Origin of the sequence: Mesorhizobium sp. M0618, from assembly GCF_040320765.1 — a bacterium.
Taxonomy (GTDB): domain Bacteria; phylum Pseudomonadota; class Alphaproteobacteria; order Rhizobiales; family Rhizobiaceae; genus Mesorhizobium.
This window is the reverse complement of the sequence record NZ_JAMYQH010000005.1, coordinates 156,974-174,859: the sequence shown is the minus strand read 5'-3', so window position 1 is coordinate 174,859 and position 17,886 is coordinate 156,974. Positions and strand designations below refer to the sequence as shown.

General features: G+C 61.0%; 19 protein-coding genes. 1 reads left to right on the top strand and 18 read right to left on the bottom strand.

What is annotated here, in order from left to right; genetic code table 11:
- Positions 1 to 2: 2 nt before the first annotated feature.
- The 16 genes from NKJ04_RS08170 to NKJ04_RS08095 form a co-directional block, all read right to left on the bottom strand.
- The gene (locus NKJ04_RS08170) at positions 3 to 296 is read right to left on the bottom strand and encodes a hypothetical protein (RefSeq protein ID WP_023814084.1); all 294 of its coding nucleotides are present in this window, start codon (positions 294 to 296) and stop codon (positions 3 to 5) included.
- Positions 284 to 2,767, bottom strand: a complete 2,484-nt coding sequence (locus NKJ04_RS08165) for an HNH endonuclease (protein ID WP_352674269.1) — start codon at positions 2,765 to 2,767, stop codon at positions 284 to 286. The genes NKJ04_RS08170 and NKJ04_RS08165 overlap by 13 nt, the downstream gene beginning before the upstream one ends.
- Positions 2,767 to 3,270: a hypothetical protein gene (locus NKJ04_RS08160; RefSeq protein ID WP_352674268.1), complete on the bottom strand. Its 504-nt coding sequence runs from the start codon at positions 3,268 to 3,270 to the stop codon at positions 2,767 to 2,769. The genes NKJ04_RS08165 and NKJ04_RS08160 overlap by 1 nt, the downstream gene beginning before the upstream one ends.
- 4 nt (positions 3,271 to 3,274) lie before the next feature.
- Positions 3,275 to 3,943, bottom strand: a complete 669-nt coding sequence (locus NKJ04_RS08155; protein WP_031213875.1) for a hypothetical protein — start codon at positions 3,941 to 3,943, stop codon at positions 3,275 to 3,277.
- 243 nt (positions 3,944 to 4,186) lie between these two features.
- A complete protein-coding gene (locus NKJ04_RS08150) occupies positions 4,187 to 6,670 on the bottom strand; it encodes a phage tail protein (RefSeq protein ID WP_352554729.1) in 2,484 nt (827 codons plus the stop codon).
- Positions 6,670 to 7,266, bottom strand: a complete 597-nt coding sequence (locus NKJ04_RS08145) for a phage connector family protein (RefSeq protein ID WP_352554728.1) — start codon at positions 7,264 to 7,266, stop codon at positions 6,670 to 6,672. The genes NKJ04_RS08150 and NKJ04_RS08145 overlap by 1 nt, the downstream gene beginning before the upstream one ends.
- Before the next feature lie 345 nt (positions 7,267 to 7,611).
- Positions 7,612 to 7,938 (bottom strand): hypothetical protein, encoded by a 327-nt coding sequence (locus tag NKJ04_RS08140; RefSeq protein WP_352554727.1) that lies wholly within the window; start codon positions 7,936 to 7,938, stop codon positions 7,612 to 7,614.
- The gene (locus NKJ04_RS08135) at positions 7,935 to 8,270 is read right to left on the bottom strand and encodes a DUF6973 domain-containing protein (protein WP_352674266.1); all 336 of its coding nucleotides are present in this window, start codon (positions 8,268 to 8,270) and stop codon (positions 7,935 to 7,937) included. The genes NKJ04_RS08140 and NKJ04_RS08135 overlap by 4 nt, the downstream gene beginning before the upstream one ends.
- A gap of 97 nt (positions 8,271 to 8,367) precedes the next feature.
- The gene (locus NKJ04_RS08130) at positions 8,368 to 8,793 is read right to left on the bottom strand and encodes a hypothetical protein (protein ID WP_023814092.1); all 426 of its coding nucleotides are present in this window, start codon (positions 8,791 to 8,793) and stop codon (positions 8,368 to 8,370) included.
- Positions 8,794 to 9,267: 474 nt separating this feature from the next.
- Positions 9,268 to 9,594 carry a hypothetical protein gene (locus NKJ04_RS08125; protein ID WP_023814094.1) on the bottom strand — a complete coding sequence of 109 codons (327 nt, stop codon included), beginning with the start codon at positions 9,592 to 9,594 and terminating at the stop codon, positions 9,268 to 9,270.
- Positions 9,595 to 9,697: 103 nt separating this feature from the next.
- Positions 9,698 to 10,123, bottom strand: a complete 426-nt coding sequence (locus NKJ04_RS08120) for a hypothetical protein (RefSeq protein WP_023814095.1) — start codon at positions 10,121 to 10,123, stop codon at positions 9,698 to 9,700.
- Positions 10,123 to 10,755 (bottom strand): hypothetical protein, encoded by a 633-nt coding sequence (locus NKJ04_RS08115; protein WP_352674264.1) that lies wholly within the window; start codon positions 10,753 to 10,755, stop codon positions 10,123 to 10,125. Before NKJ04_RS08115 ends, NKJ04_RS08120 begins: the two co-directional genes overlap by 1 nt.
- Before the next feature lie 46 nt (positions 10,756 to 10,801).
- Complete coding sequence (locus NKJ04_RS08110) at positions 10,802 to 12,535, bottom strand: hypothetical protein (RefSeq protein WP_352674263.1); 1,734 nt, start codon at positions 12,533 to 12,535, stop codon at positions 10,802 to 10,804.
- Between the two features lie 372 nt (positions 12,536 to 12,907).
- Complete coding sequence (locus NKJ04_RS08105; RefSeq protein WP_352554723.1) at positions 12,908 to 13,897, bottom strand: Coat protein; 990 nt, start codon at positions 13,895 to 13,897, stop codon at positions 12,908 to 12,910.
- A gap of 181 nt (positions 13,898 to 14,078) precedes the next feature.
- Complete coding sequence (locus NKJ04_RS08100) at positions 14,079 to 14,990, bottom strand: hypothetical protein (RefSeq protein ID WP_352674262.1); 912 nt, start codon at positions 14,988 to 14,990, stop codon at positions 14,079 to 14,081.
- Between the two features lie 252 nt (positions 14,991 to 15,242).
- Complete coding sequence (locus tag NKJ04_RS08095; RefSeq protein ID WP_352674260.1) at positions 15,243 to 15,815, bottom strand: hypothetical protein; 573 nt, start codon at positions 15,813 to 15,815, stop codon at positions 15,243 to 15,245.
- A gap of 256 nt (positions 15,816 to 16,071) precedes the next feature.
- Here NKJ04_RS08095 and NKJ04_RS08090 point away from each other — a divergent pair, with 256 nt between their 5' ends.
- Positions 16,072 to 16,386, top strand: coding sequence for a YMGG-like glycine zipper-containing protein (locus NKJ04_RS08090; RefSeq protein WP_027040217.1), 315 nt, complete (start codon positions 16,072 to 16,074; stop codon positions 16,384 to 16,386).
- 242 nt (positions 16,387 to 16,628) lie between these two features.
- On the opposite strand, the gene NKJ04_RS08085 is transcribed toward NKJ04_RS08090, so the two are convergent.
- Together NKJ04_RS08085 and NKJ04_RS08080 are read right to left on the bottom strand one after the other, a co-directional pair.
- Positions 16,629 to 17,165: an SMI1/KNR4 family protein gene (locus tag NKJ04_RS08085; RefSeq protein ID WP_352674258.1), complete on the bottom strand. Its 537-nt coding sequence runs from the start codon at positions 17,163 to 17,165 to the stop codon at positions 16,629 to 16,631.
- Positions 17,166 to 17,603 carry a hypothetical protein gene (locus NKJ04_RS08080; protein ID WP_352674256.1) on the bottom strand — a complete coding sequence of 146 codons (438 nt, stop codon included), beginning with the start codon at positions 17,601 to 17,603 and terminating at the stop codon, positions 17,166 to 17,168. It lies immediately after the preceding gene.
- Between the last annotated feature and the right edge of the window lie 283 nt (positions 17,604 to 17,886).

Genomic DNA, 17,886 nt, shown 5'->3' with positions numbered 1-17,886 from the left:
CCTCACGCATCATTGGTGGCGTATTCGATGAGTCTTTGGCAGATAGCCGACAGGCTGGGCTTTTCCTTCAGTGAAGCTACCCAGGCCTCGGTAAATTCAATCGCAATGAATATCTCGATGAAATATGTAAGCCCCGCTTTGGCTGCCGCCTTCGGAGGCACCGTGCTATCGTCGGGTGCGGTCGCAACCATTGCATTGGAATCTTCAGTCCAAGGCTCCGCCACATAAATCGTGTCATCCTCGTCAAAGTCCGACAACCGTCCAACAATATCCAACAACTTGATTATTTTCCCCATAAAGAAAATCCTCCTCGACGATTCGGGTGCAATGCTTTCTGAAAGATAGTCCCAGGATCATGCTGCGATCTAGGGACAAGTTGCATCACACCGGCTTTTGTGTCGTGGTGCCAAGTGTAGCCGGGGGGCGCTCTTCGGGGAACGAGCCCCCTCTTTGTCCGCTGGAGGTTAATTCCCGCATCTTGCAGAGCTTTCGCGAAATCCGGCTCTCTTTCCATTAGCACCAGCAGGGCTTCGTTGGCCGCCTGGAAATGGCGTGGGCGCGAAACGTTCGGATATAATGCAGAATCTATCTCTGTCTCGAACACCACACTATAGAATTGACCGGTCGGCCCTCGACTAGCGCCGTCGCCTGCTTCTTCTGTCAGCGGTTCGGTCCCGGGTGTAGGTAAGTCGTCTACGCCTTTGTAAAGATCCGCTCCTTCAGAAAGAGCGTCCTCCGTCGAGTCGGCGAGCTTGCCGCTGCTTCTGCGAACAAGCGCCTCGGCCCCCTCCGCTAGGTCGTCGGACCGCCTCAAGACCTGCGAGAGTTCCTTAACCAAAGGCCCCGCAATCTTGCCGGCTTGTTGCAGGCCGACGGATACCAATTTCTCGGTGGGGAGCGTTCCTAAGACATTGAGAATGGTGTCGCCGACGTTGCCAGACATCGCGGACGCAACAGCCTTATCGGCCGCGACCATGGGCGCAATGCCGAGCAGCGAGATGCCCTGCTCGCCGGCTCCCTCGGAGCCAACCAGCATCCGCGCCAGATTACGCCGCACGCTGCTTGGCTTACTATCGCCGGCGATAAGGTAGCCAAGCTTATCTTGGGGCGTAGGAATGTAATTCGTGACTTCTACATGCGAGTCCCGCAGACCCAACTCGGCTGCTTGGCGCAGATCGAGCAGCATTTCGGGGTCGACTATCCAATCGCGACGTGTTCGATCAGCTAGGCTTCTCTCTGTCTGCGCTGCACTTGTCCGAATTAGGTGGTCTAGCATTGCCTTTTGGGCAGCTTCGGTAGGCAGTGCAGCAAAGAGGTTGTTTAGGGCGGGATCTTGCGGGTTTGTTCCGTTTTTGAGTCCGTCGACGACGCCTCCCGCCACGGAATTGGGCAGCGGTTGAATCTTCTCGAAGCCCAGTTGCTGCTGAGCGGCGATCGAGCCGATGATGGCTGCCTGATAGTCTTCCGGCGTCGAAAGATTGTTCCAAGCCGCATCGAGATTCGCGAACGTCTTACGTACATAGCCACCCGGATCGCCCTGCCTCTCTTTGAGCGTGAGGTCGGCGGCCGTGGCTATTACTTCATGACGCGCGCTGTCCTCTTCCGGCGTAGCACTATCGGCCTTGGGCGAGGACTCTTTGACTCTGGCCAAAACGGCCTCATTCGACATGCCACGCATGCTGTAGAATTGCCGACTGACATCCATTGCTTGGCTGAAGGCTTGGAAGCGCCTGACGCCTTCGGTGGCGCCGTAGAGAGCGATGAACTGCTCCGGAGTCTGCACGGGGCCGGAATAGGTTCCAGTTTCCCTGATGGAGCTTGGCGCATTCCGTTCGGCGAGGCCGATGTTGGTTCGTGTTTCGACCTGCCGTGCGATCTCAGCGGTCCGCGCTTTCTGGGCCAACGCTGGCCTGTCTTCAGGCGGGATGTCGTCCCGGACAACCTGCACCGCTCGCTCATATGGCGTCGGCTCGCCAAGGCGATCGTCTCTTGGCGCCACAAAACTTGTGGTATTTGCCTGTGGGCCACCAACCGCCTCGGCCGTATCATCTTTGATCCGGCTGCCAGCCCGCCCCGCACCCAGCATCTCAGCCGCCCGCTTCGGATCCTGGGCAATCATTGCCTGGACCAGCGCCTTGGCCGTGTTGGTGCGCCAGGTGGCCTCGGCTGTTTGCCGAATGATCGAGTTGCCGATCTTGGCGATCAGGTCGAAGCCGCTCTGCCGGATCGCCTCGAATGTCTCGGCGTCGTTCGGGTCGCCCTGTGCGATGGAACCCGTGGACATGGTGTCGACCTTGGTCCACTCGGCCAACTCATACTCGTCACGGCGCTGGAGCTGCCGCTGCGCCATGCGCCGTGCGCCAATCGCGCGCATCGTCTCCTTCTGCCTGGCGAAACCAGCACGCTGGCTTTCGGGCATATCAGGCAAGGCATCGCCGAACAGCCTGTCGAACAGGCCTGTTTTGACCACCCGGCCGTCGCGCGGATTGACCTGGCCATACATGGCCTCATGCAGGCCGGCGCCGTCCGGGGCGTTGGCCGCCACCTCGTCTTCGGCTTGCCCGATCCGGCTGGTGAACCGCCGCCGCGCCAGTTCGGCGTCGAACGCGTCCTGCTGGTCCTTCATCTGCTGGTAGCGCTCGGCGATAGCCGAGAACTGGTCGCCAAGACCCTGCATGGCGCCGCCAATCGGCGATCCCCCGGGGTACGGCACCGCATTGCCGGCATCGAGCCGGCGCTGCGCTATGTGGAGCGGAATGGTGGCCATCAGTAGAGGCCTCCGGTGGACGAGCCGCCCGGCGGCGGTGGGAAGGCGCCCTTGCCGAAGGTCACGGCCTTGGTCGGGTCGTAGAGGCCGGAGAGACCCGATACGAGATTGCTGCCGGCCTTGAAGATCGAGGCCGTGACCGCCTGCTTGCCGGAGAAGCGCGAGAGCGCGGCTTGCGTATTGAGACTGTTCTGGCGCAGTTTCGAGCCGTACTGGATCGCGTCGAGATCAAGCTGGCCCTGCCTGGCATTGGCGGCCAGCACCTCGGCCGGCGAGCCTGATATGCCGACGCCCGAGGCGCCGGCCTGCGCACGCGCCTGGCCCAGCAGGAAATCCTGCTTATAGCGCTCCTGGCTCTGCTCGAAGGCGGAACTCTGCGCCTCGGCCTGCGCTTGCTGCCCGTAGGCCTTGGCCTGATAGTCGGCCATCTGCTTCGACTGCTGGCCTTCGACCAGCGCGCCGCCAACAGAAAGGGCGGTGCCGATAAGGGCAAGTGTGCACATGCGTTCAGCCTCGTTCGCCAAAGGAGGTGTTTGCGGGAATGAATTTGCTTTTGACGCCGTCCACCGGCGCGCCGAGCGCCGGGCGCGGGTCGAGCGCACCGCCGGGGGTGAGGAACGACACAAGCAGCCTGTCGGCCTGCAACGCCGGCCGGCTGAGACGGGCGGGTGCAGCGGCCCGCGGGCCGGCCATGGCGGCGCGGCGGGTCGTGGTCAGATTGATCTTCAGCTCGGCGACGCCGGCGGCATCGAACAGGCCGTTGGCGGTGGCAATGGTGCGGGCGAGCGCATCGGCCTCGAACAATTCCTGGCGCAGCAGCTCGACCAGCCGGCGGGCGCTGCCCCAGCGCTCGCCAAGCGTTGCAGCTTTGGCCTTGATCTCGTCGCCAAGCGCGGCGATGTCGGCCCGCGCTTCGCCTTGCGCGGCCTCCGCACGGCGCTTGCCGGCGGCGTCGATGGTCTTTTCCAGCAGCCCGATCTGGTCGTTGCAGTCGTCCAGCGCGGCACGCGCGGCGGCCAGGTCGCCATCGCCGAAGACCGCGCGGTCCTCGGCTTGCGCCAGTTCGGTTCTGCAGTGAAGCGCGTCGTTGAGGTCGGTGTCGAGCAAGGCGATGACGGCGGCGAATTCGGCAGCCGTCCGCGCCATCCCGAGGATTTCGGCATGGGGAGATGTCATTTCGGGGATCCTTTGGTGAATTGTTATCTCCCCACTCGAGGGGGAGATGGCCGGCAGGCCAGAGGGGGGTCGGCACGACCGGGTGCGACCTACCGCGGCAGATGAGATTGGCGCTTCGCGTGGAGCGTCGGCATCCTCTTTCAACGTGGAGGAGGTTGGCGTCCGGTCGAACCGACCCCCTCTGTCGCCTCCGGCGACATCTCCCCCTCAAGGGGGGAAATCACCATCTTCAACGCCGGCGCTCTACGGCTCGGCGTCGAACACCGGCGTGAACGCACGGATCGTGCAGGGCGTCGGGTTGACATGGCGGATCCGCACTCGGCCCTGCCCTTCCCAGCTGTCGTCGATCGGCACCTCGACATTGCCGGTGAACAGCGTTGCCCGCCCGTCCGGCGCGATGATCGAGGGCATGCGCACCGGCTCCCAGCGGCCGCGCATCAAGGACTGGACTTGAAGCCCCGTGGTGTCGGTCTCGAGCAGCGACAGGATCACCTTCGCCACCTTCTTGCGGCGGCCGATGATGGAGCCGTCGCGGCCGCCGACATCGAGCTCCAGCGTGTCGGCGCCCGCCGCGTAGGGCAGGCCGAGTTGCCATTTGGCGGCGGTAGAACCGCCCGGCAGCGTGACGGTGCCGCCGCCGCTGACGGTCAGCCCGCGATAGACCTTGCCGTCGGCGAGCACATCGACGGACTGGCCGGCAAGGTGCATGGCGCCGCCCACCGTGGTGACCGCAAGACCCGCGTAGGACAGGCCGCAATCGACCTCGAAGGCGTCCGCGATGGCGCCGTATTCGAACGGCGCGGTCTTGATCTCGATGTAGCGCCTGGTCACGCCGCCAATGCTGCGCTTCACGATCAGCCAGAGATCGTCATTGCCGTCCTGGCCGGGGGTGACCGCAGCGCTTTCGACATCAGCCCAATTTGAACCATCGGAGCCCGCCCCGCTGACGTTGCCGCCCAGGCGATGCCGGTGCATGCCGCGCACCTCCTGGCTCGGCTGATGGGTGTAGCCGCCAAGCTCGCCATTCTCGAGCGGGAACCACAGCAACGGGTCGGGATCGGTCTGGAAGGCGAGCTCGACCACACCCTTTTTGGGAATATGCTCGGAGACCTGGCCGACATCGTCCGAAGCAAAACGGCTCTGCGCCGTCTGCGTCAGCTCGGCGATCGATTTGCGCGAGCGTGTGACATAGAGGAACGACTGGCCGGCATCGACCGGGCGGATGCGGGCGCAGCCAAAGGTGCGCGAGCGCCGGTTCTTGAACGAGGACGGCGTCAGCGCCTCGTCGATGCCCGAGCCCGACAGGGCGCGGATGCCGCCTGAGGTGCCGATCAGAAGCGCGCCGTCGCTGTCGGCGATCCAGACAATGTCGTTGGCCTGGCCGCCGCCCGCCTGGACGAACTCCAGCGCGTCGTCGTCCTTCTCGCCCAGTGCAAAATTGTCGAAATCGCCGGTGGCCGAGGCATAGACCGAGAATTTGCGGCTGAAGGCCAGCCGCTCCTCGTAGAGCGACCCGCTTTCGACGTACTTGCCGGGCACGAAGGTGCCGAGCCGCCAGCGCGTGATCGGGTTCATGTTCGGCAGCGCATGGCCGTAGAGAATGATCTTGACGACCGTCGTGCTGGTGCGGCTGGTGATCCTCGCCCACCGCCAGATGCCGTCGGCGCCCAACAAGCGGATGGCGCGGCCGACATCGGTCGCCTGGAAGCCGGTGTCATTGTTGATGCCGATGCTTGAAGACGCGGTGATGTCGAACGGCGTCTGGTCGAATGCGGCGACATGGATCGCAAGCTCGGCCGAAACGCTGCTTTCGGCATCATCGCCGCCACCGCCGCTGAACACCAGTTGATGATATTCAAAGGCCGATTTGTTCGTGAATTCGTAGAAGCGCGTCTCGCCATTGCCCCAGCCGAGCTCGCCCGTACGAGTATCCAGGGTGACCCAGTTGGTGCCATCATTGGAACCCTGCAATTCCCAGGCGGTGAAGAAATCATAATTGCCCGTTGCTACCCGGGACGTGGTGATCCAGTAGGCATCGGCCACGCGCTGTGAACCGCCGGCATTGCGGAACCGGATATAGCCGTCACCGCCGCCAGAGATCTGGATATCCTGCGTCTTGTCGCGGTCGAACATCTGCCAGGCAGAGGCGCTGCCGCTGCCGGTGGAAGCGGTGCCGGAAGGCGTCGTGTTGCTGGTCATCTGCGGCGTCAGATGCCCGGTGTCGGACGGTGTCAGCGTCGTCGCCGTGTCGTTGACCGGGTCGTAGGGACCGTCGAGGAATTCAAAATCCGTCAGAGCCCACGCCGTGTGTGCGCTGCGCGTCAGCACCTTGGGCGGATAGTCCCGGTGAGTGACCCACATCTGGTCGGCCGACTGGACATAGGCGAGCTCGAACAGGTCCGCCTCGAGATAGGGCGAAGCGACCTCCACCGTGTCGACGCGCGCGCCATAGGCATGGACGCGGATGTACCGGTCGCCGAATTCGAGCGCATAGGCTTGATCGGCCGAGAAGATGAACGGGATCAGCCGCGTCGTCTTCGCGGAAATCTTCACCTCGCCGGCAAAATAGGTGCCGCCGCGCTTGCGGATGCCGCCATGCGGCAGGGTGATGAAGTTCTCGCATTTGGCCAGCGCCGCCCGATAGAAGTCGAGCGAGGCGCGTGCATGCAGGCGCGGCGAGATCTCGCCGCGGGTGAAGACGTCCTGGACGGGATAGAGCGTCGTCATCAGCGCGCAATCCTGTTGTCGCCGCGCTGATTGGACCACGAGGCGGTGTAGAGCCGGCTGCCGCGCTGGATGGCGTTGGCGTTGAGCGCCGCGTCCAGCGCCCGGTCATAGGCCGAGCGGGCAATATCGATCATGCCTGACTTGTGCGTCAGCGGATGCGCCACCTTGACGGCAAGGGCCGCCACCAGAACCTCGGTGAACAGCGCATCCCAGTCGTTGGGATCGGTGAGGTTGGCGACGTAACGGATGGTCATCGGGCCGGACTGGTCGGAATAGATCAGCCCCGCCTCCTGGCGCCACGAAATCGGCACGCCGTCCGGCTCGCCATCACGGGTCAGCGGCAGCGGCCGCAGGCAGTCGGCCGGCAGTTCATAGGCAAAGGTCAAGCCGCAATCGCTGCCGGTGTCCGCCCCGGCAACCGTGGCGCGCAGGATGGCGAACACCCAGGCACATTTGGTAAGTTCTGCTTCCCTTGCGAGGTCGAAATGCAAGTTGAGCAGCCGTGCCGCCTTGACGTCCTGATCGAGACTGTCGATCGGCGCCTCGTCGAGCACGGCCAGCGCCATGTTGGCGATATCGAGCGGGGTGATGGCCATGGGTCAGCGCCTCGTCCATGTGGGTCGGGTCATGATTTTCTCCGGGCATGAAAAAAGCCGCTGCGAAGCGGCTGGGGGTTTGGATGGCGATATTCAGAGATCGTGCTCTACGCCCCCTCCGATCTCCCTTCGTGGGGTTGAAGAGTGGTCCGCGTAGCGGACGGAAAGCCAACTGCTTGGCTTTCCGAATGACGAAAGCCGGCAGGACGGAGGGGGCGCTAAGAAATATTGTCAGAACGAGGAACTACGGCGGCAGCGCACTATTTTCCAAGTCTCAGTCCGGACATGCTATCGACAAAACGCGCGAGATCTCCGGCATCTCACTGTTATTCGTGATTCCAACCCTTAAAATATCGGACGAAATCCACTAATCGAGCAATTCGAAAGATGGAAACTTACGGACCACCCAAGCCATGGAGATAGATATCCATCCCGGCTTGTAACTTTCCCATCCTTGCTGCAAGAAACGCTCGCGCTGGATTCCTCATTCACGAAAACGAGGTGGTACGTCGTTCCAGATCCTGCCGCTTCATCCAGTTTGGTGCCTGCAATTTCCAGCGTTCCGCCCACAAATCCGTCCTTCTCAAGCTTGACGAGAAGAGGGCTGCAATAAACAAAAATTGCAGCAGCCACCAAGATAGTTGCGGTCGTCAGAACCATCACTTTCTTCATTTTCTTTTCTCGTGAAAGATCATTGCCGGAGGCAGTGAAGTCTGAAGTAGTCCGGCCTCCAGGGCAAGGCGCGCGATTTCGTCGGGCGCGACCCCGGGTAAAGCTTCGCCCAACACACGGCCGACATTGTTATTTATCAAATCCATCGCGCGCTCATATCGGTCATTCGGATGGGATATCTCATAGGCATCCGATATCTTCTTCGCTTCGTTGACCCCAAGCGATTGCGCCATCTTGGCCGACCATCCGGCATGTCTCAAAGCACCCGCTGCATTATTGACGCCTGGATGAGATTGGAGCGATGCCGTTCCCATGAGGAATTGCGGTGACAATGCACTATTTCCAGTTCTCAGTCTGAAGATTCACTGCAGTCACATGGGTGCGGCCGACAAAAATGAGCCGTCGTCGCAATTCAAAAGCGTAATCCCGTTACTGTTCGTAAGGCTCGACCACGGCAAACGGTATTCCCAACGACTCCAGCAGATCGAGAATGCGTTGCGAGATGACGAGGCGATAATCTGCTGCGATACCGAAGTCGTCGCGGCCAGCCTCGCCATTCACTTTCAACCAGACAAATGGCGGAAGTTCCTGCCCAGGCTGGTCCTCATGGAACTCTTCGGAGGTTGTCACTTCGACTTCGGCGAACGTCGCACCTGAAAAGCCCATCTTGTGCAGAGCGCGCTGGGTTTCTTCGGTGGCGAGGTAACACGGGAACGTCGTAACGAGCACATCGCCGAACCAGCCCTCTACCTCGTAGTGAAGCTTGGTCACAATCGGCGGATGGACACTCGTGTCAAGAACGGTGTGGTTGCCAAGCCCACCAGCAACGTTCGGTTCTATGTAAAAATATTGCATCACTCACCTATCGGAGGATTGAACAGATTTCAGTATTTCTTATCGAGGTAATGGCGATTATTGATCATCCCCGTTGACGGGGAGAAGGTCCCGGCAGGAGGTTGAGGGGCAGCGAAGGTCTGAAAATCTGGCGCTACAGAACGCCCAATCCGCGAAGTTGTTGTCCACGAATATCTCGGCAAATCTCTCGGGCGGGAGGGTCGTGCCGTTGACGCGAGCGATTTTGAGATTCCTTGCCCACATATCCCGGATTGCTGCCGGGATTCCTCCGGGCATGTGCATGGCTTGGGCAATTGCGTGATGCCACCGTCCATCGCCACCAAACAGAGATTGCAGTTTGGGGGCCATTCTTTTCAAGCCCTCTTCCGACTCTTGAGAAAGTTCTCCGATCGCCCAGAGCACATAAACATCCAGCAGTCTAAGCAGCGGCTGTCCGTCATAACGTGGGTTAGTCGACATTTAACCTCTCACGCATCATAGGTGGCATAATAAATAACGCGTTCGCAGATAGCGGAAACGCTTGGCTTTTCTTTCTGCGGATGCAACCAAAGCCTCGGTAATCTCGATCGCAAGGTTGATTTCGAGAAAGTATGCCAGGCCCTCTTTAGCTGCCTCGGCTGGTACCAACACCCCATCCTGCTGAGGCAAAACCATTGCGTCTGAATCCTCGGTCCAAGGCTCCGCCGCGTAGATTGTGGGCTCCGCTGCGTAGACCGGGTCCTCCTCGTCAAATTCCGACAACCGTCCAACGATATCCAGCAACTTCATTTTTTCCCCATAGGGAAAATCCTCCTCGGCCATTCGGATGCAGTGTCTTCTGGAATTACGGTGACAGTGCACGCTGCAGTCACATGGTGCAGCCGACAAAAGACGGACTGTTATCGCATTCAACAAGCGTAATCCGTTACTGCTCGTAGGGTTCGACCACTGCAAACGGTATTCCCAATGATTCCAGCAAATCAAGAATGCGCTCCGAGATGACAAGGCGATAGTTTGCTGCGATCCCGAAGTCGTCGCGGCCAGCCTTCCCATTCACTTTCAACCAGACGAAAGGTGGAAGTTCCTGCCCAGGTTGATATTCATGAAACTCTTCGGATGTCGTCACTTCGGCTTCAGCGAACGTCGCACCCGAAAAACCTATGTTCTGCAGTGCACGCTGGGTTTCTTCGGTGACGAGGTAACACGGGAACGTCGTAACGAGCACATCACCGGTCCAGCCCTCTACCACGTAGTGGAGCTTGGTCACAATCGGAGGATGGACGCTGGGGTCCAAAACGGTGTTTCTGCCAAGCCCACCAGCCACATCAGGTCTGATATAGAAATACTGCATTATCCACCTATTGGAGGGTTGAACAGATGTCCGTATTTTTTGTCGATATAAGCCACGTAGTCCAGCACCTGCTGACGAGTGGCCTGAGGATGCGACGCATAAAATTCGTCCCATTCGTATCGGAAAATTTTGTTGTGCAAGAGGTTGTCCAAGCTTTTAGGAATCCCACGCAGATTCTGAAGCGAGTGCATCTCCTCTTCGGCCACGAGCCCGAGATATCTGTTCAAGATTTGCTGCTCAGCCGCGTGGTGGACCACAACTTCACCCTCCAGTTTCGGGTTCGCGTCGAGAAACGTTTTGCGGTAATTTTTTGAAAGAGCCTTGCCAAACGATGCCCCCGCGTACTTTATCTTTGAGGGGTCTCTCGCGATTGACTTTATTATTTCAAGAAGCTCGGCCTTGTCGGGCTTTGCACCTGTGCCCAAGCGGTAAGCGGCCTCATTTGCTGCATTTACTGCACGAGCCTCCGCACCGACGGCTTGGCGAGCCACCGCGCCCTCAGCGGCAAGCTCCGATGTGGCGCGCGAACCACTTGTTGCAAACTCCTCCAGCGGTTTGGCAAACTTGCCGGTCCCGCCGCGGATTATGGCCAAGCCTTTTGCAACAGCTTCGCCGACTGTCTCTAATGCCAAGCGCCCTTCAGCAACCGCCCCCGAGCCAGGGGTGGCGGGCAGTTGCTCAAGGAAACCCAAACAAAGGAGAATCGTGCAGATCCTGGAGAGCTATCCCAATGTCATGCGGGATTCGGCCTAGGGCCTCGAAACCCTCGCTCAGATAATCGCCGAAGTCGTCCGCAGCTCGTTGGAGTGCAGACCGGGCTTCGCCAGGAGGCGCTGATGGAAGCCGTCCTTGCACTGTCGCAGCAGTGACGATCGGGCCGACTTGGGCCGATCGAGAAAGGCCAGCTTGATCCAACTGCTGAGATAAGGCCTGGCGGACACCCGGATCGGGCGCTGCTGCTAGAAGATCACGCAGGATGATGTCCTTCTTAGCCTGCGGCATGTTTTTGTCGCCGAAGGTGTCAGCTATGCTTTGGACAACGGCCTTCGGCAGAGGTTGAGGGGTCTCGATGCCGAGTTGCCTCTGGGCTGCGACAGAGACGGCGATGGCCCATTTGTACGCCTCCGGATTGCCGGTCTCCGACTTGCCATCCGGGCTCGTTGTCGCCTTCCACGCGGCGTCGACATTGGGGAAGACCTCGCGGACGTAGCCAGCAGGGTCCGCCCGCCTCATGTCCAGGGTCTTGAGCGCAGCGGCAGCCGTAACCCGATACCGTGTCTCCTCTTCGTTGGAGCCGACCGGCCCAGGCTCCGCATCGCGCAGCGCTGCGTGGATCGCCTGGTTGGGCATCGTCCGCATGCCAAAGGCTTGGCGGCCGACATCCATCTTCAAGCTGAAGTCTTGGTACCGATCGCCGCCTTCCTCGGCGCCATAAACGGCGGCGAAGTCGGCGGGGCTGGGCATCTTGCCGGAATAGCTTCCCGTATTGGCGATCGCGTTCGGGGCGTTCTGCGCAGCGAGAGCGATGTTGGTGCGCGCCTCGATCAATTGGGCCGTATTCGCGGCGTGTGCCTGGTTGATCAGCCGCTGAATGTCATCTGGAGACAGGTCGGCGAGATGGTCGGTTGCGGGCTTGATCGCCGTATCAGGCGCCGGAGCAATGTCCCCAAACGCCTGCGCCACGCGCTCGTCTGGCGTGAGCTTGCCAACGCGATCGCCTTTCCCGGCAGCCGCCTCTGATCTGCCCGAGGCAAGAACCCAAGTGATCGGCTGAACGTCTCCCGAAGACTCTTCCGGGGTCCTGACACCAAACGTCTCCAGCGCGCGTTTCGGATCCTTGGCGATCAGCGCCTCGAAACGCGTCTTGGCCGCGGTGCCGAACCAGTCCTTCACCTTCTGCTGTCTGATCCCGGGGTCGAGCCCCATCTTGGCGATCAAGTCGAGCCCTTCCTGGCGGGCTACTTCGAAGGTGACAGGATCGTCGGGATCGGCGTTGCCGATGGCGATGCCGCTGGTCGTGAGCACCGTGTCGACCTGCGCTTGTTCATAGTCTTCGCGCTGCTGAAGCTGCCGCTGCGCCATGCGCAGCGAGCCAACCCTGCGCATCGTCTCCTTGTGCTCGGCGAAAGCGGCGCGCTGGCTCTCAGGCATGTTCGGCAAAGCCTTGTCGAACAGCCTGTCGAACAGGCCGGTCTTGACGACCCTGCCGTCGTACGCATTGACCTGGCCGTACATGGTCTCATGCAGGCCGGCGCCGTCAGCCGGGGCGTTGGCCGTCACCTCATCTTCCGCCTGCGCGATCTGGCCGTGGAAGCGGCGGCGGGCCAATTCGGCGTCGAACGCCTCCTGCTGGTCCTTCATCTGCTGGTAGCGCTCGGCGACAGCGGAAAGGTGATCGCCCAGCCCGTGCATGGCGCCGCCGATTGGCGACCCCTGCGGATATTGCGGCGCGTTGCCGGTGTCGAGCCGGCGCTGGCCAATGGAAAGGGGGATGATGTGTACCATGGCTGTTCCCTGCTCACGAAGCACTGAGGGCTGAACGGCCGAAAATCACCCGGCCGCTGCGGCACGGCCGGCAATGGCGCTCGAGGCCGATGCCTTCGTCGGATCCGGATTTTGGAGAGGCCGCCAACGAGCGTGTTGCCCACGCATTGATTCGGCGGGCCAATCCTGTGCCGGCGATGGATTCCGGCTCTGTTTGTCACGCCAGGATCGGAACATGGCCGGCGCCAAGTTTAGAAAAGAAGCGGGAGCGCATCGCCCCCGCCCCCCGCCTCGGTCCTATCAGGCCTCGGTCGTCTTCAGCGCGATGAACGTCATGTTCTTGACGCTCGACGCGGTGCGGTCCCAGTTCGCAGCCAGCGCCAGTTCCGCATCGGTGGCGAATTCGCCGGCCGAGGAGGCGTCGAGGAAGCGGGTGCCGGGCACATGCGGCACAAAATGCCGGCGGCCGACCATTTCGGTGATGCCGCCGCCATGGCCCTGGCGCGGCTTGCGGTCGAACTCCAGCGGGCCGCCCTCGGTGTTGACCGGCAGCTCGTTCCACAGGATCGCCTTGTCCTTGAACATGAAGGCGGTGTAGACGCCCGCCGTGACCGGGATATCGTCGTCGACCACGGCCCGCAGACCCATATAATAGGGGATCAGCGGTCCGCCCTGCTCGGAAGACGGCACATAGTCGATGAGGTCGGCGAGCTTCAGCGCCTTCATCTGCTTGGAGTGCATCCAGATCGTCTTGAACTTGTCCGCGCGGTCGCCCATCAGATAGGCGGCCTCGATGATGTCGGTGTCGACGATGGAGGCGCCGGTGGTGCGCACCAGGTCGCCGCCGTCATTGGCGACGTTGTCAGCGACGACGCCTTTCAGGATGCCGAGCAGGGTCAGCTTGTTGGCGCGCTGCCAGTACTCGGTCTGCCGCTTGACGATCAGCTTCTGCGGATCGTCGCCGGCTAGGATCGAGGTCAGGTCCGGAACGCCCCACGCCTGGGCGCGGACATTGCGGGCGGCGACCTCGCGGCGCGAGCCGATCTTCTTCATCTCGATGGAATCGGCCGGATCGTCATTGACCGGCTCGGACGGGTCGTTGCCGAGATCCTTCCAACCGGGCATGTCGACGGAGCGGCCGCCCATCGACAGCTTTGACGAGATGGCCGGGTCGGAAAACAGGATTCCGGCCTGGTAGATTTCGAGCGACTGGACATGCTCCTCGAAAGCATATTGCGCATAGACGGACGGAACGATCGCGTCCGCGATACGGGTGTAGGCATCTGCCATTTTTCTCTTCCTTCAGGTTTGGGTTGGCGGCGGGTGCCCCCTCACCCAGCCTCTGCTTCGCTCGGCTGACCTCTCCGGGGGAGAGGAGACTTGCGACGTCGGCGCGCCTCTTCTCCCTGACGAGGAGAAGGTGGACGCGAAGCGGCCGGATGAGGGGCGTTTCAGTGCGGCTGATCGATCGTCAGCGCGGGTTGTTGGGCATCCAGCGGTCGGGATTTTCCCCCGCCTCGCGAGCCAGCCGCCTTGCGCGGGCGGGGTCGCTTTTGACGAGGGCTGAAATATTGGTCAGGTTGCGTTCGCCGGCGGCATTGCGCTTGAACGGATTGGCTCCGCTGAAAGAAGCACCGCCGTCGATCGTGTCTTCCCGGAACATCGCCTCGCCGATCGCCTGGAACGCCCTGGCGATCTGCGGATCGGTCAGCGCCCCGTCAGGCAGAAGGATGCCCTTCGCCTTGTAGGCGTCGACCAGGCCGAGCTTCTTCATCGCCCGGTTGGCGACCTCCAGTCTCTGGCGAAAGCCGTCGCTGTCGGTCGGTCCCCAGTCTCTGACAAGCTCGTCATGGGTGGCTTCCACCGAGTGGGCCAGCGCGATCTCCTTGTGCTTGGCCTGCTCGGCCATGTAGCCGACGAACTTGTCGTGATAGGCCTGCGCGGTCTTCGGCGAAGCGCCCGCCTCGACCGCCCAGGCCTTGGACGCCTGAGCGAGTTCGTCCGAATAGGCGAAGTTTTCCGGCAGCCCTTCCGGCCTGAGGTATCCGACCTTTTCGGACGAGGTGACCGGACGCATGGCCTCGGGCAGCCGGGCATGAAACCGGTCCCAGTCTTCCCGAGATGCGTCAGGCTGGGGAATGCGCAGGCTCTCACCCTGCTGCCGCTCCAGCTCCGCATAGGATGTGAAAACCCGATCGAGGCTTTCAGGCTTGGTCCAGCCCTTGGTTTCAGCGAGCTTGCGGTTGCCTTCGGAAAGACCGTCAAACCAACTTTTGCCGCCAGGCGCGACGGATCCGTTATCCGCGCCTGCCGGTGACTGTGCCGGGTTGCCCGCCGGCTGCGCACGCGCCGCCACGGACCCGGCGTCTGCCAGATCTGTCATGTAATGTTCCTTTGCTAGGGGTTAGAAATGAGCCGGCGGCAAAGCTGCCAATCTCCCCACCTGTGGGGGAGATGTCCGGCAGGACAGAGGGGGGCGCGAAGGAACGCAAGCGTTCGACGCTCTTCGTCACCCGATGCCCTCCCGAGGCATTCAAATGCTAATCAGCAGGACAGGCTGGCGGGACAGCGCCCCCTCTGCCCTGCCGGGCATCTCCCCCCTTGCGAGGGGGGAGATCGGCAGCGTCATCGGCGTTTAGGCGTTGTCCCCCCAGTTCTCCCAAAGCAGCGTGATCGTACCCGTGATCGCCAGCACACCGTCGGCATCGATATCCGTGCCGGTGGCAAACGCCAGGTTGAGATAGAGATCGACCGGCGTCACCGTGCCATCCAGCGTCACGGCGGCGGCGATGTCGGCGGTCAAGGCGGTGGAGAGTGCGGCGCCAGTGCCGTCGAGTGTGCGGACCGTCGAGGCCAGCACGTTGACCATGGTCGAGGCCAGCGTCGCGCTCGATGCGGCGGCCGAGCCCAGCGACCAGGTCAGCGCCGCATTGTCGTTGATGGTCGCCGCACGGGTGCCGAGGACAGCGAACTGCAGCCGGGCCGTGCCGCCCTTGATGCGCACTTTGCCCTTGGTGAAGTCGAAGATCTTTTGGGCGGCATAGGCCAGCGCATCGGTGACCGGCACCTGCATGCCGTCGAAGGCGAAGACGGTCCGGTACGATCCGCCCTGCCCTGTGGTGACGGCTTTCAGGCCAGGCCTGGGCGGGGCAAGGCCGGCCTCGCGGGCGGCGGCACGGGCAAGCGTCCGGGGAAGACCTCGGGTCATGGCATTTCTCCATTTTTTCAGTGGCAATTCTGGCAGCTCGACCAATCAAGCCCCAGCGGGGCGAGCCGTCGAAGGCTGAATCATTTTGACAAGGAGCACCGCTAGCGCCTTGTTCGAAAGAGATGTTTTCGGCCCTCGGCCTATCAACGCCCGAGAAACCATGTCTTATATCGTGAGGCTTCGTGCCCCCGTTCCGCCGCAATGCAACCGCACGGGACGAGCCATAGGGATTTCAGGCCTTTAAGGGAGACCGCACATGAACTTTCACAAAGCCATCGCCGCCGTGCTGATGACCGCCGCACTGGCAGGCTGCGCGCAGACCGAAGGCCAGCAGCGGGCCGGAACCGGCGCGCTGATCGGCGGCGCCGGCGGCGCCCTCGTCGGCCAGGCCATCGGCGGCAACACCGAAAGCACGCTCATCGGCGCCGGCGCCGGCGCCCTGCTCGGCGCGGTCGTCGGCAGCTCCACCACGCCGCAGCGCCGCGGCGAACAGATGTGCCGCTACCAGGACCGCCGCGGCCGCATCTACACCGCGCCCTGCGACGACCGGTACTACAACGGCGATTATTGATCACTAGCCCCTTCTCCCCGTTTACGGGGAGTTGGGGAGTGTTCCGCGCAGCGGACGAAAAGCCAATTGCTTGGCTGGTCGAACAACTAACGCCGGCAGGCAAGGTAGCTTCATCGCCACCGCCTCACCCCTCCGCCCGTGAAGCCTTTTCCAGTGCCGCCTTACGCTGAATTTCGATAGTTCGATTCCAGAAGCGCACCACAGTTCCATGCCCTTGGAGCGCGAAATTGTATCTTGGACGCTCATTTCCAGTCCTCCAGCCGAGCAAATAGATCGGCGAGGTCTCGCGCTATCGCCTCGGCGGATTGCCGTTCCATAAATATAAACGGGATGCGCACGATTGGCATTTCCACTTGGTGGGTGTCGAAGCCATAGGGCCTCCCCTCCTCCGTTTGATGCAAACAACAGGATGCCTGGTGCGTATTTTCAACCTCATATCCTCGATTGAAGTCAGCCAATTCTTCGGCTTTGAAAAAAATTAAATAGCTATCGCCAATGAAGCCTTCACCCCCATTATGCTCCTTGAGGAAGTCAGTGTAATCCTTGGGTAGCGTGACTCCCAAGCCTGCGGACAGGCCATCGACGACCGCGGATTCAGCCGGTGCCTCGAAACTTCCCTCAGTTAAACTATATCCCACCGCTATCCTCTCAGGTCCTTCAGCAACTGATTCCACCACGGCGTAGCCTGTTGTCGGTGAACTTCGCGAGGCAGTGCGAGCCGGGGCAGAATCGAGCTCGTCATCTCCGCTCCTGATTACCTGCGCCGTCACCAGGATCATTCAATCCATTTCCGGCTCGTCGAATGAACGAATCCCGGCTGACTCATTGCCGAGGCGCTCAAACACGTCCAGGGCACGTTCTGAAACAACAAGCTCGTGGTTCGGAGCCATCCCAAAGTCGTCATGTCCACGCTGCCCATGGATCTTCATCCAGACGAAAGGTGGAAGTTTCGTCTCTGGCTGCAGCCGATGGAACAGCTCCGAGGCAGTCACCTCGACATCGGCAAACGTCACCCCCGAAACACCTATCTTCAACAATTCCCGCTGAACTTCTTCGGTAACAAGATAGCAAGGAAAACTCCTTATCAGGACATCACCGATCCAAACATCGATCTCATAGTGCAGTTTGTGCACGATCGGCGGGTGAACGCGGTTGTCGAGAACCGTGTTTTTGCCAAAGTCGCCAGCAACAAATGGCTGTACATAGTAATAATCCATTGCTCACCTATATTTTCCGACAGGCGGGACGAAATGATGACCATACTTCTTATCCATCATTCTCCGATGATCAAGAACTTGCCGCTCTGTCGGATTCGGGTAATTTGCGTAGAATTCGTCATTTTCGGCTCTAAGGATAACAAGATGCAGAATATCATTAAATTTCTTAGGGATACCGCGAAGATTTTCTGCTGAATTTAGCTTTTCTCCGAATTACGGTGACAGTGCACTATTTCCAGTTCTCAGTCTGAAGGTTCACTGCAATCACATGGGTGCAGCCGAC

What these genes read in the sequence shown, in the direction of transcription:
- NKJ04_RS08170 (WP_023814084.1), bottom strand. Translation starts at nt 296, where the DNA reads ATGGGGAAAATAATCAAGTTGTTGGATATTGTTGGACGGTTGTCGGAC.
- NKJ04_RS08165 (WP_352674269.1), bottom strand. Translation starts at nt 2,767, where the DNA reads ATGGCCACCATTCCGCTCCACATAGCGCAGCGCCGGCTCGATGCCGGC.
- NKJ04_RS08160 (WP_352674268.1), bottom strand. Translation starts at nt 3,270, where the DNA reads ATGTGCACACTTGCCCTTATCGGCACCGCCCTTTCTGTTGGCGGCGCG.
- NKJ04_RS08155 (WP_031213875.1), bottom strand. Translation starts at nt 3,943, where the DNA reads ATGACATCTCCCCATGCCGAAATCCTCGGGATGGCGCGGACGGCTGCC.
- NKJ04_RS08150 (WP_352554729.1), bottom strand. Translation starts at nt 6,670, where the DNA reads ATGACGACGCTCTATCCCGTCCAGGACGTCTTCACCCGCGGCGAGATC.
- NKJ04_RS08145 (WP_352554728.1), bottom strand. Translation starts at nt 7,266, where the DNA reads ATGGCCATCACCCCGCTCGATATCGCCAACATGGCGCTGGCCGTGCTC.
- NKJ04_RS08140 (WP_352554727.1), bottom strand. Translation starts at nt 7,938, where the DNA reads ATGAAGAAAGTGATGGTTCTGACGACCGCAACTATCTTGGTGGCTGCT.
- NKJ04_RS08130 (WP_023814092.1), bottom strand. Translation starts at nt 8,793, where the DNA reads ATGCAATATTTTTACATAGAACCGAACGTTGCTGGTGGGCTTGGCAAC.
- NKJ04_RS08125 (WP_023814094.1), bottom strand. Translation starts at nt 9,594, where the DNA reads ATGGCCGAGGAGGATTTTCCCTATGGGGAAAAAATGAAGTTGCTGGAT.
- NKJ04_RS08120 (WP_023814095.1), bottom strand. Translation starts at nt 10,123, where the DNA reads ATGCAGTATTTCTATATCAGACCTGATGTGGCTGGTGGGCTTGGCAGA.
- NKJ04_RS08110 (WP_352674263.1), bottom strand. Translation starts at nt 12,535, where the DNA reads ATGCACGGGCTGGGCGATCACCTTTCCGCTGTCGCCGAGCGCTACCAG.
- NKJ04_RS08105 (WP_352554723.1), bottom strand. Translation starts at nt 13,897, where the DNA reads ATGGCAGATGCCTACACCCGTATCGCGGACGCGATCGTTCCGTCCGTC.
- NKJ04_RS08100 (WP_352674262.1), bottom strand. Translation starts at nt 14,990, where the DNA reads ATGACAGATCTGGCAGACGCCGGGTCCGTGGCGGCGCGTGCGCAGCCG.
- NKJ04_RS08095 (WP_352674260.1), bottom strand. Translation starts at nt 15,815, where the DNA reads ATGACCCGAGGTCTTCCCCGGACGCTTGCCCGTGCCGCCGCCCGCGAG.
- NKJ04_RS08090 (WP_027040217.1), top strand. Translation starts at nt 16,072, where the DNA reads ATGAACTTTCACAAAGCCATCGCCGCCGTGCTGATGACCGCCGCACTG.
- NKJ04_RS08085 (WP_352674258.1), bottom strand. Translation starts at nt 17,165, where the DNA reads ATGATCCTGGTGACGGCGCAGGTAATCAGGAGCGGAGATGACGAGCTC.
- NKJ04_RS08080 (WP_352674256.1), bottom strand. Translation starts at nt 17,603, where the DNA reads ATGGATTATTACTATGTACAGCCATTTGTTGCTGGCGACTTTGGCAAA.